16 protein-coding genes are annotated in these 16206 nt (G+C 42.0%); 2 read left to right on the plus strand and 14 right to left on the minus strand.

Going from position 1 to position 16206, the window contains the following annotated elements:
- Positions 1-55: 55 nt before the first annotated feature.
- The 13 genes from ABD036_RS03310 to ffh all read right to left on the minus strand — a co-directional run bounded on the left by ABD036_RS03310 (position 56) and on the right by ffh (position 13365).
- Positions 56-685, minus strand: coding sequence for a YiaD family glycine zipper/OmpA-like lipoprotein (locus tag ABD036_RS03310; RefSeq protein ID WP_343856418.1), 630 nt, complete (start codon positions 683-685; stop codon positions 56-58).
- A 315-nt stretch (positions 686-1000) separates the two neighbouring features.
- Entirely contained in the window at positions 1001-1669 is a 669-nt protein-coding gene (locus tag ABD036_RS03315) for a PEP-CTERM sorting domain-containing protein (protein ID WP_343856420.1), read from the minus strand.
- A 393-nt stretch (positions 1670-2062) separates the two neighbouring features.
- Complete coding sequence (gene rplS / locus ABD036_RS03320; protein ID WP_343856566.1) at positions 2063-2422, minus strand: 50S ribosomal protein L19; 360 nt, start codon at positions 2420-2422, stop codon at positions 2063-2065.
- 19 nt (positions 2423-2441) lie between these two features.
- Entirely contained in the window at positions 2442-3227 is a 786-nt protein-coding gene (gene trmD / locus ABD036_RS03325; RefSeq protein ID WP_343856422.1) for a tRNA (guanosine(37)-N1)-methyltransferase TrmD, read from the minus strand.
- A gap of 11 nt (positions 3228-3238) precedes the next feature.
- Positions 3239-3763 carry a ribosome maturation factor RimM gene (rimM, locus tag ABD036_RS03330; protein ID WP_343856423.1) on the minus strand — a complete coding sequence of 175 codons (525 nt, stop codon included), beginning with the start codon at positions 3761-3763 and terminating at the stop codon, positions 3239-3241.
- Positions 3764-3791: 28 nt separating this feature from the next.
- A complete protein-coding gene (gene rpsP / locus ABD036_RS03335; protein WP_343856424.1) occupies positions 3792-4043 on the minus strand; it encodes a 30S ribosomal protein S16 in 252 nt (83 codons plus the stop codon).
- Positions 4044-4546: 503 nt separating this feature from the next.
- Entirely contained in the window at positions 4547-6538 is a 1992-nt protein-coding gene (locus ABD036_RS03340) for an ATP-binding protein (RefSeq protein WP_343856425.1), read from the minus strand.
- A 438-nt stretch (positions 6539-6976) separates the two neighbouring features.
- Positions 6977-7153 (minus strand): hypothetical protein, encoded by a 177-nt coding sequence (locus ABD036_RS03345; protein WP_343856426.1) that lies wholly within the window; start codon positions 7151-7153, stop codon positions 6977-6979.
- A gap of 43 nt (positions 7154-7196) precedes the next feature.
- Positions 7197-7415: a hypothetical protein gene (locus tag ABD036_RS03350; protein ID WP_343856428.1), complete on the minus strand. Its 219-nt coding sequence runs from the start codon at positions 7413-7415 to the stop codon at positions 7197-7199.
- 508 nt (positions 7416-7923) lie between these two features.
- Positions 7924-8478 carry a CHRD domain-containing protein gene (locus ABD036_RS03355; RefSeq protein WP_343856430.1) on the minus strand — a complete coding sequence of 185 codons (555 nt, stop codon included), beginning with the start codon at positions 8476-8478 and terminating at the stop codon, positions 7924-7926.
- 555 nt (positions 8479-9033) lie between these two features.
- Complete coding sequence (locus ABD036_RS03360; protein WP_343856431.1) at positions 9034-11043, minus strand: serine hydrolase domain-containing protein; 2010 nt, start codon at positions 11041-11043, stop codon at positions 9034-9036.
- A gap of 245 nt (positions 11044-11288) precedes the next feature.
- Positions 11289-11771: a hypothetical protein gene (locus ABD036_RS03365; RefSeq protein ID WP_343856432.1), complete on the minus strand. Its 483-nt coding sequence runs from the start codon at positions 11769-11771 to the stop codon at positions 11289-11291.
- Positions 11772-11967: 196 nt separating this feature from the next.
- Positions 11968-13365 (minus strand): signal recognition particle protein, encoded by a 1398-nt coding sequence (gene ffh / locus ABD036_RS03370; RefSeq protein WP_343856435.1) that lies wholly within the window; start codon positions 13363-13365, stop codon positions 11968-11970.
- Positions 13366-13546: 181 nt separating this feature from the next.
- Here ffh and ABD036_RS03375 point away from each other — a divergent pair, with 181 nt between their 5' ends.
- Positions 13547-14335 (plus strand): cytochrome C assembly family protein, encoded by a 789-nt coding sequence (locus ABD036_RS03375; RefSeq protein ID WP_343856437.1) that lies wholly within the window; start codon positions 13547-13549, stop codon positions 14333-14335.
- 95 nt (positions 14336-14430) lie between these two features.
- On the plus strand, positions 14431-15720 hold the full coding sequence (locus tag ABD036_RS03380; protein WP_343856439.1) for an HlyC/CorC family transporter: 1290 nt from the start codon (positions 14431-14433) through the stop codon (positions 15718-15720).
- A gap of 114 nt (positions 15721-15834) precedes the next feature.
- Here the strand turns inward: ABD036_RS03380 and ABD036_RS03385 are convergent, their stop codons facing one another.
- The gene (locus ABD036_RS03385) at positions 15835-16035 is read right to left on the minus strand and encodes a hypothetical protein (protein WP_343856441.1); all 201 of its coding nucleotides are present in this window, start codon (positions 16033-16035) and stop codon (positions 15835-15837) included.
- Positions 16036-16206: the final 171 nt, after the last annotated feature.

Here is a 16206-nt window from a genome sequence, read left to right on the forward strand (position 1 = left end):
CAACAGTAGGATTAACAGGGGCACAGAATAACACTGCAGCCCCTGAGTAAAAAGGCTAGCCTTTTAATGGCAGCACACGTAATTCTACACGTCTGTTTTGCTGACGACCTTGCGCAGTATCATTTGATGCCACGGGTTGAGATTCACCAAAGCCAAGGGTTTGTAGTCGAGCTGAAGCAGTGCCAGTTGATTCAAGGTAAGCCGCAACACTATTAGCACGCTGAGTGGACAGTGTTTGGTTATAGTCTGCGTCACCTACCGAGTCAGTATGGCCCTCGATACTTAGCTTGGTTTTTTCATAGCGGTTTAATACTTTAGCAACATCATTCAATACCGGGTAAAAATCAGTCACTATGTTAGCTTTACCTGTGGCGAAGGTAATATTGCCAGGAATAGACAATCTAATAGTGTCCCCTTCTCGATACACCTCCACACCACTGTTGCTCAACTCCTTTCGAAATTCCTCTTCTTGTTTATCCATGTAGGCACCAATTGCACCGCCAGCAAGTGCGCCCAAGGCCGCCCCCCAGACGTAACGACTTTTATCGTTATCGCCTGTACCTTTACCTGCGATTGCACCTATAACAGCGCCTATTCCAGCTCCTTTTTGCGTATTGCTGGCGTTACTAGCGCAACCAGATACGATAAGAAACGACACAGAAAGAGCCACAATTGATTTTTTCATATACATCTCCATTTACCTAAAAACCGTTCAATGCGTATTTTCTTAATTCAAAAAAATACCGTACTTAGTACTAGTCTAAGCACAAAGCATGCCGAATGAATTTATCTAAGTCGGATGCCCCATCCCCTTTATTGTAAAGGGATATAAGAGTGAGGTTGCTGTAAGCCAAACAAATTGAAAAATTGAGCAGGTGTATTTTACGGGTGGGATTGAAAATATTGGACAGTTTCGTTACGGCATAAAAAAATCGATAAACACGGTTTATCGATTTTTATATTTAAAGATGGCGGCTGACTAATCTACAGCGTAAACCATTTACTTGCGGCTTCGTAACCTCAAGCCCAATAGACCAGCTACAAATAGCAATAAAGTCGCAGGTGCCGGAATACCATTAGGATCACCCGGATCATTTTGAGAGCGACCGAAGCGGAGATCATCAAACCCTAAAATATCGCTTGTGGCATTAAAAGTAACACTTGAGATCAGCTGACCGAAGTCAATAAAACCAATAAACGCACCGCCACCACCGGTAGACGACGGCATATTGATAATTTGCTGAGATAGTGAGCCATCGACATACTCTATGGTTTGTTGTGGTACAAGATCGGTTTGTAAACCATTAACAAAAAAGCCAAAGGCATCAACTGGATTTACAAATGTAAAAGTGACAGAACCACCTACAACTTCACGCCAGAAAGAACCGCCAGCAGTGGTATTAAAACCACATAAGGATCCACAATTAGTATTAACAGTCGTACCGCCAGTGATGGTCAAATTTGCTGGAATGGCAGACTCAAAATCATATACACCTATATTTCCTGTGACATTGAGAAAATCAGCAGCTGCCGCATTGGAATTAACCATTTGTGCAATGGAGCTTACAGCATCATCTGCACCAATATAAGTAATTGGCGCAGCAAAAGCGGCAGAGCTCATTATTACTAGAGTACTACCTAAAACTACGTTTCTAATCTTTTTTATCATGACTTATATCCTTGAAGGTCATTAATTTGAATTGTAGTAGCAATTTATACTGCAATGGTTGCCACACTTTAGGAAAGCATAAAATAAGCCAGAATAAGAATCATAGATTAATCAGCAAGTTAAAATTCAATCGATTATTTTTTGAACAGGTACGTAAAAAAAGCTGACACTTTATCCCCTGCTAATTTCAATCAATAGTGAATAATGCACAGCACGAATACGAAAAATACGGAGAAATGAGTAACTATGTTTCAAGTTGGCTTACACCTAGTCATGTAATGGCCATGAAATTTGCTGAGTTAATAGTACCGATATACTGGAATATTAAAAATGCATAAAAAAACCCGCTTTCGCGGGTTTTCACAAGTTAACAATAACGCAATAATTAAAATCTTAGTTAAGCTTCTCTGTGATACGTGCAGACTTACCTGAACGTTCACGAAGATAATAAAGCTTAGCTCGACGTACCGCACCACGACGTTTCACTTCAATAGAAGCGACAGCAGGGCTGTGTGTTTGGAAAACACGTTCAACACCTTCGCCGTTAGAGATCTTACGTACAGTGAATGCAGAGTGTAGGCCACGGTTACGCTTAGCGATTACAACGCCTTCGTAAGCCTGAAGACGCTCTTTGTCGCCTTCTTTAACTCGTACTTTAACAATAACTGTGTCGCCCGGGCCGAAGACCGGAAGATCAGTTTTTAACTGTTCTTGTTCAATTTTCTTGATGATATCTTGATTGATTTTTCTCATCATATCCTCTCATCCTAGATTAACTGTCATCTTGCTGCGACAGCGATTTTTGAAACGCGTCCAAAAGTCGCTGTTGCTCCTCAGTCAGAGCTAGGTCATTTAACAATTCAGGGCGTCGTTGCCAGGTTCTACCTAACGACTGTTGTAACCGCCACTGCCTGATTTTTTGGTGATTACCGCTTAACAACACCTCGGGAACATTGCGACCATTTAAGCTCTCAGGCCGAGTGTAATGGGGACAATCTAATAAACCATCAGTGAACGAATCCTGTTCTGCTGAAAGTTCGTGTCCTAACACACCTGGCACAAATCGCGAAATCGCATCCATTAACACCATCGTTGGAAGCTCACCGCCGCTCAGTACATAATCGCCAATCGACCATTCCTCGTCGATTTCAGCTTGTATGACTCGTTCGTCGATACCTTCATAACGTCCGGCAACAAAAATTAAACTGTCATTTTCAGACAATTGCTTTACGCCGGCCTGGTCTAACTTTTTACCCTGAGGTGACAAGTAAATCACCTTAGTTTTTTTTCCTGCCGCTAATTTAGCTGCATGAATTGCGTCTGTTAATGGCTGAACCATCATCAGCATACCTGGGCCACCGCCGTAAGGACGGTCATCCACAGTGCGATGTTTGTCGTGGGTAAAGTCTCTAGGATTAAAAAACTCAACGTCCAACAATCTGTTCTTCACCGCTCGCCCTGTGACTCCTTGCTGTGTAAAACTGTCAAACATTTCTGGAAACAGACTTACTACACCAAACCAACGTGTTGCACTTACGTCAGACGTGTGCTCCGCCATTAGTGGGTTCATTAAAACCCGGGATCCCAATCAACTGTGATTGTTCTGCCTTGTATGTCGACCTTCTTAATTACTTGCTCTCGCAAAAAGGGCAACATACGTTCTTTTTGACCAAAAGCGTCCTTTGACTTGGCTTTGACTAACATGACGTCATTCGCACCCGTTTCAAACAACTCTTTTACCACACCCAAGTCATAGCCACCTTCGGTGACAACTTGCATGCCTACTAGATCGCGCCAATAATAATCGTCGTCGGCCAGTTCAGGTAGCTGTTCAGCATTTATTGAAATCTCTAGATTTTTGATGCTTTCCACATCATCTCGAGTCTCAACCCCAACCAGTTTCGCGACCACGCCCTTATTGTGGGTTTTCCAGTGATCAACGGTGTACGGTTTTTTGTCTTGGCCCAAAAGCCAAGGCGAATAATCGAAAACACCTTGTATTTCATCAGTATAGGTAGTGATTTTGACCCAACCTTTAACACCGTAAGGTGCGCCGATTTTGCCAATCACTACTGTGTCAGACGCTAGACTCATCTATACCTCAATCTTATTAAAGCAGTGCTTATGCAGCTGCTTTTTGTGCATCTTTAACCAAGCGAGCAACGCGCTCAGACAGACTTGCGCCATGTCCTACCCAATGCTCAACACGCTCAAGATCTAAACGCAAACGCTCTGCTTGACCTTGTGCAGTTGGGTTGAAAAAGCCAATGTTCTCAATGAACTTGCCGTTACGTGCACGACGACTGTCAGCAACCACTACTTGATAAAATGGACGCTTTTTAGCGCCACCACGCTGTAAACGAATAGTAACCATATAAATGCCTCAAACTCGTAATAGCGTTACTGTTAACTTGTTTGCCCTGCTCTTCGATACCAAAGCACCGAAAATCAAGGCCGCGAGATTATACGGGTTTACCGCTAGTTTGCAAGTAATAAAGGAGCTAAAAACAGGACTAGGTGAATATTATTCGACACACTTTCCGCTGAAATAAACACAGCATAAATAGAGTGAAGCGTAGACTCGCTGGATAATCTAATAAGGCCAATACTCAGATCCCCCCTTTTTTAGCTTTTTTAATCAGCTCAGGGACGAAAGTTGATACCAATACAGGGTTGTTTACTATCGCCACAAACGTTGGCAAAGGCGCTAAACATCAGGCGCTTATTTTCTATGTTCAAAGAAGCGCCTATGTTGCAAATACGATTGCAGGTTGTTGACTATCTTTGCGGTTTAAAAATCGCAAACCCAACAATAACGCCTGTAAGTTTATTGTCTGGCCTCAGTAATTAAGCTAGGGCACTGCCAAATCCTCTGAGTTAGGAAGTTGTTTTATTTGCCATTAACTGCTTGTATTCTTTATCAATAATAGCCCTAACTTTTTCTTGAGATACGGGCTTCGTTGTATAATCGTCCATTCCGGATTCTAAGCAACGTTCTTTGTCTCCATCCATCGCGTTTGCGGTCATGGCCACAATGGTGATGTTCTTGTATAACTCTCCCGCTTCACCAGCCCTAATTTTTCTGGTTGCTTCATAGCCATCCATTACTGGCATTTGACAATCCATAAATACCAAATCGAATTTGCGAGTACCTTTTTTCTCAGAATCTTTAAGCATTCGCAGTAATTCAGAGCCATTAACCGCAGTTGAAAAACTCTCAACGTTGTCTTCTAACATGCATTCAATCACGGCCTGATTGATTTCATTATCTTCAGCAATCAAAATATTCAGCGGGTATAATTCGTTATCTTTAGTAATATCTTGCAGAGTTTGATCGATTTCACCCGCTCCAACTTTGCTAAGTGCTGCAAATAAATCCAACGGAGAAACCGGTTTATCGATATAACCGGTTATATCGAGCCCAGAGGATCTAAATCGTTCATCAGAATCGTAATCAATTACCCACAATCCTTTTAGCCGAGATAACGATTTAATAAAGTCTTCCAAATCCTTAGATTTTTTGCCTTTAATCAAATCTGCGTCAAGTAATATCAAATCAATTCTTGACGACATAACAGGAGATTGTTGAACAACTTCTTCTATCGAAGTACAAGTCATAAAGGCATAATTTGCTTTGTTCAGATATGAGCTGTACACCTCTGCGGCAGACGGATTAGCGCTAATTAACAGCACGGAGGTCTCACTGTGATCCGTTTTGTAGTAATTTTCCAGCGTGAAGGTGCCTTTATCTTCGGCTGGTGTGTCGGGTAGTTCAATTGGAATGGTAAAACAAAACTTACTTCCTACGCCTTCTCGACTCTCCACGTTGATATCACCGCCCATCAATTGGGTTAATTGACGACAAATAGCTAATCCCAAACCAGTTCCACCGTATTCGCGGGTGGTACTGGAATCTGCTTGTGTGAAAGGAGTAAACAAACTTTCAATTTTATTTTGAGGAATGCCGATGCCTGTATCTTGGATACAACACTTAAACTCATAAGCTCCGGTGGGGTTACTTGTTACGCTCGCAATCACCCTGACTTCACCTTTAGCAGTAAATTTCACCGCATTACTGATGAGATTACTGATCACTTGTCGAATTCGACTGGGGTCACCGATTAATATTTCCACATCGATATTTTTGCAATCCAGAAACAGTTCTACTTTGCGGTCGATGTGATAGAAAGAGAATGCTTTTACAATGTCGCTAAGCAAGTGAATCATGTTGAAAGGTACTTTTTCAATATCCAGCTTGCCCGCTTCCACCTTAGAAAAATCAATAATATCGTTAATAACGGTCAGTAATGATGCGGCGCTTTTTTGGGCTATATTAAGCCTTTTTTCTTGTTCAACATTATTTTCATTTTTGATGGCCAAATTTAACATGCCCATCAGCCCATTAATGGGAGTTCTAATCTCATGGCTCATACATGCTAAGAAATTGCGTTTGGCGATATTAGCTGATTCAGCTTTTTCTAGTGCCAATTCTAACTGATAGGCAGTAGGAATACGGACCATGGCTTTGCGGTTAACCAACAGCACCAATGCGGTCGCCACAGACACAATCGCGGTAATAGATTTTGCAACGCCATGCCAGCCATAGGAGCCATGCCAAATAGTATAAATTGCAATCAAGTGGGTAATACCACACATTAAAATGAAGGCTGCGAACAACATAAAAATGCCTTTAAATTTAATGTCTTTGCGTGCTCTTACAACCATAACCAGCACCACTGGAATAGAGAAATAGGCGACAGCAATTAATAGATCCGATATTACATTGACCCATAAAATACTCGGCAACCATGCATAGCAGTGGCCATGTGGCATATAATCATTACTGAAAAACTGTAATAGCTGATCCATTAAAAACCTCACCCTTTTGTTTCTAAAACAGATGTTTAAGTATTAATAGCCACCGCTTAAAAAGCAAACACAAACTTCAATGTCGAGTATAGTCAAATTAAAGCAAAGGTGGCTTTTGCATGACATTTCAACGGGGGTAATGGCATAGGTTGGATCAAGCAATATCGTTCAGTGAACTCGCTATTTCAGACTAAATAAAAGCGACTATCCATGAAAACAGCGCTAATAAGCTACGGCAAAGGTGTTTTTTTATAACGCCTCGAAAACTAACTTATTGGATAAAGCCCGATTTATAAATCAAAGGTAAGCGGTAGCGCGCAATTTGGAATATATACAGTGGAAAAATAAGTCGCACTTCTGATTTACGAAAATGTAGCGGTGAATATTTTGCAAGACAAACTCAACTCGCGAAATTGTAATGGTTCATTATCATTCCAATTATTGAGATTTTTTCACCGTTGCAAATTTTTGATATAGCAACATTGAAGCGCACGAAGCCATTGTGCTTGTCACCACGAAGGCAAACAAATGGGATTCAGCTAAAAAGCCTGTAAAAAACCAAAATAACCCTAGAAAAGTAAAAATCACCAGTGAAAAGCCATACAATTTTAACATGTTTACCTCTTAATTGAAGATGCCTTAGCACCTTCATGATCGATTAATTTCGCTTATGCAACATTGCCAGTGTAGAAGACGCTATCGAAGCAGCGGCTAAGACGCCTATCCCGACAGGATTAGAAACGGCAAGCGCCATACCTAAAAAAGCGGTAGCCGCCCCAACTGAGACGGCCCACTCTGCAGTTCCACCGCCAGTAATAGCGTTTATCTCACTGTTATCTAGTATTTGAAGTCCTTTTTGATGCTGATTATTAATCATAGGTAATTTCCTTTTATTTGAATGTTCAGTTCTGCACGCAGTGCAGAATTAAATTATTGATTCAGAAAGTGGTTTTGTCACCTGTACTGAGGTACAGGTTTTCAATTTAATTAACCTGAGTTGCGAATAAAATTTCTCGAGGAATTGATAATAGCTATCTATTTCAGAAAGTTAGTGAGAATTAATCATAACCGAAACTTAAAAAACATTTATCAATGGTGCAAACTTTAGCGACTAACAAGGCGAGTTTTAGTATGTAAAAGCTAGTCGATTGCTAGAAAACTCAACGCAGAAAACTGAAAACGGGTTTATTGAAGGACACAGATTATTCGAGATTCAGCTTAACTCAATATAGAAGGAAATTATTGAAGCAAGAATCGTTCTATGGATTTAAGACGCAGAAAGAATTTGAATGAACGGGCAAAGTGAATATTATCGTGTATTGATATGACGATTATTCGTCACCTAACAATCTTGTTCACTGCGCCCTAGTAATATCAATTGATTTCTAGCGAATAAAACGACCTCTACTGATTAACAACAGCACAAGCCCCATTAACATCAATACAGAAGGCTCGGATACCCTCGTCATTTGGCCGCGGATCTCACCACTGGGGGAAAATTGAGTATGAAAATTGATGTAGATATTACCCGCCATAAGCTCATCGGCTAACAGATCAGTTAATGGGTTATTCGTATCGTCAAAGCGCCAATCTCCCATTATTGTACCTGATGTGGTTCCTAAAAATTCAAACAGATCGGTGTCAAATAAGTGAACAACACCACCATTCACACCTGGAGGTGCATTATGAAAATGCCCACCACCAGCAGCATCGATGATTGGAGCATTTAAATCCATATAATCAATCTGATAAGTCAATATGTAAGCTCCAACCGTGCCGGTTAACTCCGCCATCGCCATCCCAGACGCTGAAGTTGAAACCGCAGGGACTTCCTGATCACCGCTTAAATCGGCCATGAATATCATACCCGCGCTGGCAAAGTGCGACACAGCGGTAAAACAGATAATCAATACACTTTGGACTAGAGTTTTAGTTTTCATTCGAGATTCTCAAATAAAGTAAGTAGTATTTACTCAAGCAATATTCCGGCCATTTAATTTACCCAAAGTTATCAACTGGTTACAAATTGACCAATTTGGATGTGTAAGAATAGCTGACACTTAAATCTGAGTCAGTGAAAAAATTCAGAGATGAAAACCCAATTAGGCAAGCTCGATTACTTAAACACCATGACTTTCGAGTCTCTAACCTTCGACTGGTTTTTTAACTTGTAATTAACCTAAAAAGGGTTACTGATTTTCTCGTGAGTTTTTTGGCCGGTTAAACGACGATGAGGGGGCATTGGTTAGAATTGAGTTTTTCGATTTGCTTGGCTCTGCCAAACGCAGCTTTTTAACGACGTCATTTTACTGCAAAAGCAGACTATCGATTTATTCACAACCTGTTGATTGTTAGAAAAACAAATCGACAACTAAGCCTATTCGAAAATTGCAATTACTCAAGATTTCGGCCAGAGCGTTGAATAATAAAACACTCTTTTTAGCAAAATGTCACATATCATCGACTCTGGCCCGCAGGTTTACGACCGTTTAAAATTACTCTACTTTTTCAAAGAGTAAATTCCTCACTCTACCATTGGTCATTTTCATCAGACTAAATTCGCCGCTTTCATTTTGCGTAAATGTAATTTCCCCCAGATACCAACGACCTGCGTTAAAGCTGTGTTTTTCTTTTGGGGTTAACTTAAAATCACCATGTCTTATGTGTTTGATCATGAGATTTTCATCCTCTAATTCGATTACGTAGAAGGTTTCTAATTCTTCACTGAAATAGCGGCCTGTATACTGGGTTAATTGTTTTGTGTCAGGTTGCCAACCACGTAACCTTTTCATGGGCATGCCCCCATTTTGGTGTAATGTCCCGTGATTGATCTTGCCCTCGACTGCACTTTCGAATTGAATTTTAATGTCCATGTCATTCATATCAACTCGAAACAAAAGCTCCCCCAGAGGTAGCAATTTCCGCTTTGGACGATTTTCTAATTGGGCAAATAGAACACGTTGCTCAAATGAAATAACAAGCTCAGGACCGTTTTCGATAGACCATTTTCCTATTACAGCGTGAGCCACTTCCTCAGGGATTGTCGAGTTGGCGTGAGATGCTGTTTCTGATTTTTCACTGTCTTGCTTTGTATGCTCTGTCATATGCTGTGCAAAAAATAACTCTGCGGCTGTGTCGCTAATAAATCCTGGCTGAAAACTGGCAATATTGCCTAACACAATCACTCCAGATTCTATTTCAGGGTAATAAGCCAACATGGTTCTAAACCCTGCGTCTGCGCCGCCATGTGAGATTTTGCGCAAACCATTGTGTTTTCCAATGGAAAGTCCTAAGGCGTATTTAATGGTTTCGCCGTTATTCAGCACACCTTGCACCTGCATTGCTTTAATCACCTCAGGGCCACCTACTTTAGCGGTATGAAAATTATGCAACCATAGTGCTAAATCTTCAGCGGTGGTAAACAGGCTAGTTGCGCCACTGTTGGCATAGCTTAAAACAGATTTTGACAAGCCTTCCTCGGTGTTTTGATATGAATATGCACGACCTTTAACGATGCGTTCGTGGTTATCGTATATCTGAGTTGAATTCATGCCCAAAGGTTTAAAAACATTGCTTTGCATCCATTTGGCAAAAGGCTCTCCGCTCACTTTACTCACTACTTCTGATAAAAGTAGATAACCGGTATTACTATATAAAAACTCGTCTCCAGGCGTGAAGTTAAGTTCCTGCTGGCGATAGATTAAAGCTAATAAGTCTTGCTGGCGGATAACATCATCCATTTGTCCACCACTCATTGCCCATAAGTTCCAATGATCCCGCAAGCCACTGGTATGATTTAATAAATGACGTAACGTAATTTTTTGTCCAAAGTCAGGTAACTGTGGTAAGTACTGATGAACATCGTCATCTATTGATAACTTCCCTTGCTCTGCCAACATAGCGATAGCAAAAGCGGTAAACTGCTTTGAAACCGAGGCCATGTGGTAAGGCGTAGCAATGGTATTTGCAATGTCGTACTCAACATTCGCCATGCCATAACCTTTGGAATACGCAATTTTACCTTTACGCACTATTGCCACTACACCGCCTGGCGTGCCGTCACCATAAATGCCCATCAGTTGATCAATCTTGCCTTCTGGTGTTGTCGCTATAGGTTCTGAATACGTAATTTGAAGTGAATATTTGCCTTCACTTTGTTTAAACGGGGATATTTTTAATAGATATTTACCCGCCACGTCACTTTCAAAATGAAAAACTTCGCTGCCCGTGGCCGGTCCATCAAAAGAATCGATCTCTTTGCCTGTGGGATCAATGATGGTAACGATTAAGTCAACGCCAATTTGCATGGCTTCACCACGAATAAATTGGTCTTTGGGCAAGGTGAAAGAGTAAAGATGGTTATCACCGGTTTTTAATTGGTTGAGGATGACGTTATCTTTTTGTAGTTCAGTAGGCTGGGCTTCAGTGATCGCCCATACTTGAAAACTAAGTATTAGCTGTAAAACTAAAATGGATAATCCTGTGATCAATTTATTAGGTTTCATGTGTTACGTCCCTATTAATTCCAGCTCAGCATTGTTTAGAAGCAGAGTGGGAAAGCTGTTTTACCAGTCACTACTATGCAGTAATGACTTAGTTTACTGCAAGTAAATCGCTGCGTTGATTACAAAATTTAATGTTAAAAATTGTTACTTTTCAGTTAGATGAAATATTTTTAATAGCTAATGACTTGGCCTAATGCCAAAGCCGAACTGGGTAAATGTTGCTTGCTAAATTAGCCAAATACGGGCTAGTGTTTTTTGTCAGCTAAGGCTTTTAGTTGTTTCGCAATGCCTACAAATTTTTCGGTTGTTCGAATATAATTTTTGTGGGTTCCTTCGAGCCTTTGCAGCCAGTCGCTCATTAAGGCCTGCATCAAGGGTTCGGCTTGTATACAGGTAAAATCGTAATGGCTGGAGATTAATTCTTGGGGTAAAGGCGCGTTGTCTGCTAAAGGCTGTATTCCATTGATAAGGGTGCTACGATTTAACTGCGGGATAAGTTCATCAATTCCTTCACGCAGAAACCCGTAGTATGTTTCTAACATTTGTAGGCTATATCGCGCATTTAGCAATTGTGTGCGCTGCGCGGGGTCAGCGATAAAACCCATCTTTCCAGCCGAAATCATTTCATCTAACACGGCTGGGTCTTTGGGAGGGGGAATAGCAAAAAAACCACTTTCCATTAACCGGTTAGCACGTTGTTGATCGCACACCGAATCTGCTCGCAGCATAGACGTTAAATCAATGCCATTTCGAAGGAATTTTTCATACTGATTGCTTTGTTTTTTACGTGTGTCACTTAGCGCTGCGTATTCGATGGCCAGACGATCATGATAAGCAGCAGCTTCGGCATTTTGGGCTCGCTAAGGTGACCACAGGTAAGCGAATCAAGCTTCGCTCACCTGTAGCGTTATTTTACACAAGCCATTAACGCTTGGGTGGGAACATGCCTCCCATACCACCAGGGCCGCCCATTCCGCCGGGAGGCATCATGCCTTTCATATTACGCATCATTTTTTTCATGCCGCCACCGGACATTTTTTTCATCATCTTTTGCATTTGCATGAACTGCTTTAACAAGCGGTTGACGTCTTGGATTTGAGTGCCTGAGCCTGCGGCAATACGTTTTTTACGCGAGCCTTTGATCACGTCGGGACGTTGTCTTTCGCCAGGCGTCATGGAATTGATGATCGCTTCCATTTGATTAAATTGCTTATCGTTGGCTTTATCTTTGATTTGCGCTGTCATGTTGCCCATTCCCGGCATTTTATCCATCAGCCCCATCATGCCGCCCATATTGCGCATTTGCTCTAGTTGCTCTTTAAAGTCTTGAAGATCAAAACCTTTACCTTTTTGCACTTTGGCAGCCAGCTTCTGGGCTTTGTCTTTATCTACTTTACGCTCGACTTCTTCGATGAGGCTCAGCACATCGCCCATGCCAAGGATGCGCGACGCGATCCGTTCGGGATGGAAGGGTTCTAATGCATCGAGTTTTTCGCCCATACCAATAAATTTAATCGGTTTGCCAGTAATATGACGCACAGACAACGCGGCCCCACCTCGAGCATCACCATCGGTTTTGGTCAGTATCACACCGGTCAACGGTAAGGCTTCATTGAACGCTTTGGCAGTGTTAGCCGCGTCTTGACCTGTCATGGCATCCACCACAAACAAGGTTTCAATTGGGTTTACTGCTTCATGCAGGGCTTTGATTTCGCCCATCATTTCACCGTCGATATGCAAACGGCCTGCAGTATCAATTAGCAGTACATCAAAAAATTGTTTTTTAGCATGGTCAATAGCAGCTTGCGCGATGTCCAGCGGACGCTGCAAACTACTTGACGGATAAAAGCCAACATCCAATTCTTCAGCAAGGGTTTGCAGTTGCTTGATCGCCGCAGGTCGGTATACATCGGCACTCACAACCAGTACTTTTTTCTTTTCACGTTCTTTTAAGTACTTAGCTAGCTTACCCACACTGGTGGTTTTACCAGCACCTTGTAAACCTGCCATCAAAACAACCGCAGGTGGTTGCGCGGCCAAATTCAACGATTCATTGGCGACGCCCATGACGCTTTCAAGTTCAGATTGAACAATTTTGATAAACACCTGACCGGGCTTAAGACTTTTGGTTACTTCTGTACCAACTGCGCGTTCCTTAACTTGTGCAACAAAGTCACGAACCACTGGCAAAGCAACATCAGCTTCTAGCAGGGCCATACGCACTTCGCGCAAGGTATCTTTGATGTTGTCTTCTGTCAGTCTTCCTTTGCCGCTAATATCGCGCAGGGTTTTGCCTAAGCGTTCTGTGAGGTTTTCAAACATAATTGATCTGGTCCATAGGTGTTATTAGCCGAGATTATACCCAATGTGGATACATATAAGAACCATGTTGAACAATTCAAGTCGTTATTTTTAGTTGATACTGAATCAAGCAACAGATACTTTATGCTCAGCTAACTAATCTGATCAAATTCTCCAAGTTCAATTAAAAGGTTTTGGCACTGTGTTAATACAAATCGTCTGCGTTTTCTTATATATACTTGCTGCGGGCTGGGTGGGCTCTCGTTTATTCCATCATCAAGGGCCAAACCCCAAGCTCATGGCAATCCCTGCATTCCTGGCGTTGACGGCTCATCTGTACTTGCTCTTTGAGGGCATGATACAAGGCGAAGGCACTAACATGAGCATCATGAATGTCGCCTCACTGATCGCCTGGTTGGTAACCTTCACCATGACATTGGCGTCTTTCTCGTTTGCTACTGCTATTTTGATGCCCGTGGTCTTTGGCTTTGCCGCATTGATAGTGTTACTTAGCGCTGTGATTCCAGATGTGCACATGATGCAAATTGCCCTGAAGCCGGCACTTATCATTCATATTACGTTAGCCTTGCTGGCATATGGCTGCTTAAGCATTGCGGTGCTTTATGCCGTCCAACTCGCCTACATCAATAGTCGTTTAAAACACAAAAAAATGTCATTGATGCATTCGTCATTGCCGCCGTTAATGACAGTCGAAACCATATTCTTCAAATTATTAATTACCGGTACCGTGCTATTAACCTTATCGTTGCTGAGTGGATTCGTATTTTTAGACAATATGCTTGGCACAGAGCAAGCGCACAAAACCATCTTATCGGTCATTGCTTGGTTAGTATTTTGTATCACTGCGATGGGTCACCAAAAATGGGGATGGCGAGGTAGACCTGTTATTACCGCTACATTCATTGGTGCGTTTTTATTGACCTTAGCCTATTTTGGTAGTCGCTTCGTGCGCGACGTGTTACTGGGATAACCCGCATTGCCCAAAAATAATGTGTAAATTGGACTTGAATAGTAACTCGTAAGCACATACATTCACTGTTGAGCCACAACACAGGAACCACCTAGTTGGACGACATATCGACGAGTACGTTACTCATCACACTCGCCATTCTTATTCTATTGTCTGCGTATTTTTCAAGTTCAGAAACGGGCTTGATGTCTATAAACAGGTATCGACTCAAACACCTTGAAAACGAGGGGCATAAGGGCGCCTTGCGGGTTCAAAAGCTGATTGCCCGTCCGGATCGTTTAATTGGGCTCATTTTGATCGGCAACAATCTGGTCAATATAGGCGCAACCACGGTGGCCACCATCATATGTGTGCGCCTGTATGGTGATATTTGGGGGCCGGTGGTCGTCACCGTAGGGTTAACCCTGATCATTCTGATTTTTGCCGAAGTCACGCCCAAAACCTTAGCGGCTTTGTACCCAGAAAAAGTATCCTTTGCCAGCTCATTTATCTTGTTACCGCTACTAACCTTATTTTACCCCTTTGTGTATTTTATCAATGGCATCACCAACGGTATTTTAGTGTTGTTGCGAATTAGCCCATTGAATGACGATGGCCAAAATCTCAGTCGTGAAGAATTAAGAACAGTGGTGCATGAAGCTGGCGCTATGATCCCACAGAAACACCAAGATATGTTAGTTGGAATACTTGATTTAGAAAAAGTCACCGCCGAAGATATCATGGTACCGCGCAGTGATATTGTGTCTATCGACATTAACGATGATTGGAAAGATATACAGCGACAATTGGTAAACGCACAGCACACTCGGGTTTTGTTGTACCGAGACTCTATCGATGATGCAGTGGGGTTTGTCCACATGCGCGATGCCTTGCGTTTGTTATCCAAGGATCAATTTACCAAAGCCAGCTTGCTCAGAGCCGTTAGAGAAATTTATTTCACCCCTGAGTCGACCCCGCTGCATACCTTAATGTATCAATTTCAAGCGGCCAAAGAGCGCATAGGGTTAGTAGTAGATGAATACGGTGATATTCAAGGGTTAGTTACCTTAGAAGACATTTTAGAAGAAATCATTGGCGACTTTACGACCAGCATAGTGCCCGACCACTCAAAAGAAGCGCACGTTCAGCAAGATGGCAGTGTACTTGTTGATGGCAGTGCTAACTTACGTGAATTAAATAAAGAAATGGACTGGAACTTCCCTACTGAAGGTCCAAAAACACTAAATGGTTTGATATTAGAACATCTCGAAGATATTCCAGATGCAAATATCAGTGTCAGAATCCATGGCTATCCGATTGAAATTATCGAAATTAAAGACAATATGATTAAATCGGTAAGGGTACTTCCCACCTATTACAGCATGCCCAACGAAGAGGACAACTAACGTCCTTTTCGTAACTCTTAGCTAAGTTGAAAATATGCAACGCGAATTAGCGTAACGATAGCGGTGCCCAAATAGCAGTGCGCAAAGACATCACCTTTTGGGAGTTAGTCTTGGTTATTCAACCGCGCCTTTCCCCTGTTCTGCCTGAGCGGCTCGATTAGCCCTTATGCGCGCTTTCACCTGCTCAACACGCTCGTTCAGACCTGACAGACGAGCATAGATATCCTCCAACTCATCATCATGGGTCAACTCTGATTTTTCTACGTGTTTTTGCAATACCTGCTGAAGATATGCAGGCAAGGTGTTGCTCGACATAGGCCTCTCCTCTCGCAGTTTTTATCGGAAAATCCGCGTAAAACTAAAGAGAAAAATCGCTAGGTTCGATAGTGCCCAGAATTCATTAGATATTTTTTGTCAGCCCAATGGGATCTGATAACAGGCACTCGTAACTAAAATGGTAAAACAACCGGCTAATGTTATTTAATT

The organism is Aliiglaciecola litoralis (genome assembly GCF_039523355.1).
Lineage (GTDB): Bacteria > Pseudomonadota > Gammaproteobacteria > Enterobacterales > Alteromonadaceae > Aliiglaciecola > Aliiglaciecola litoralis.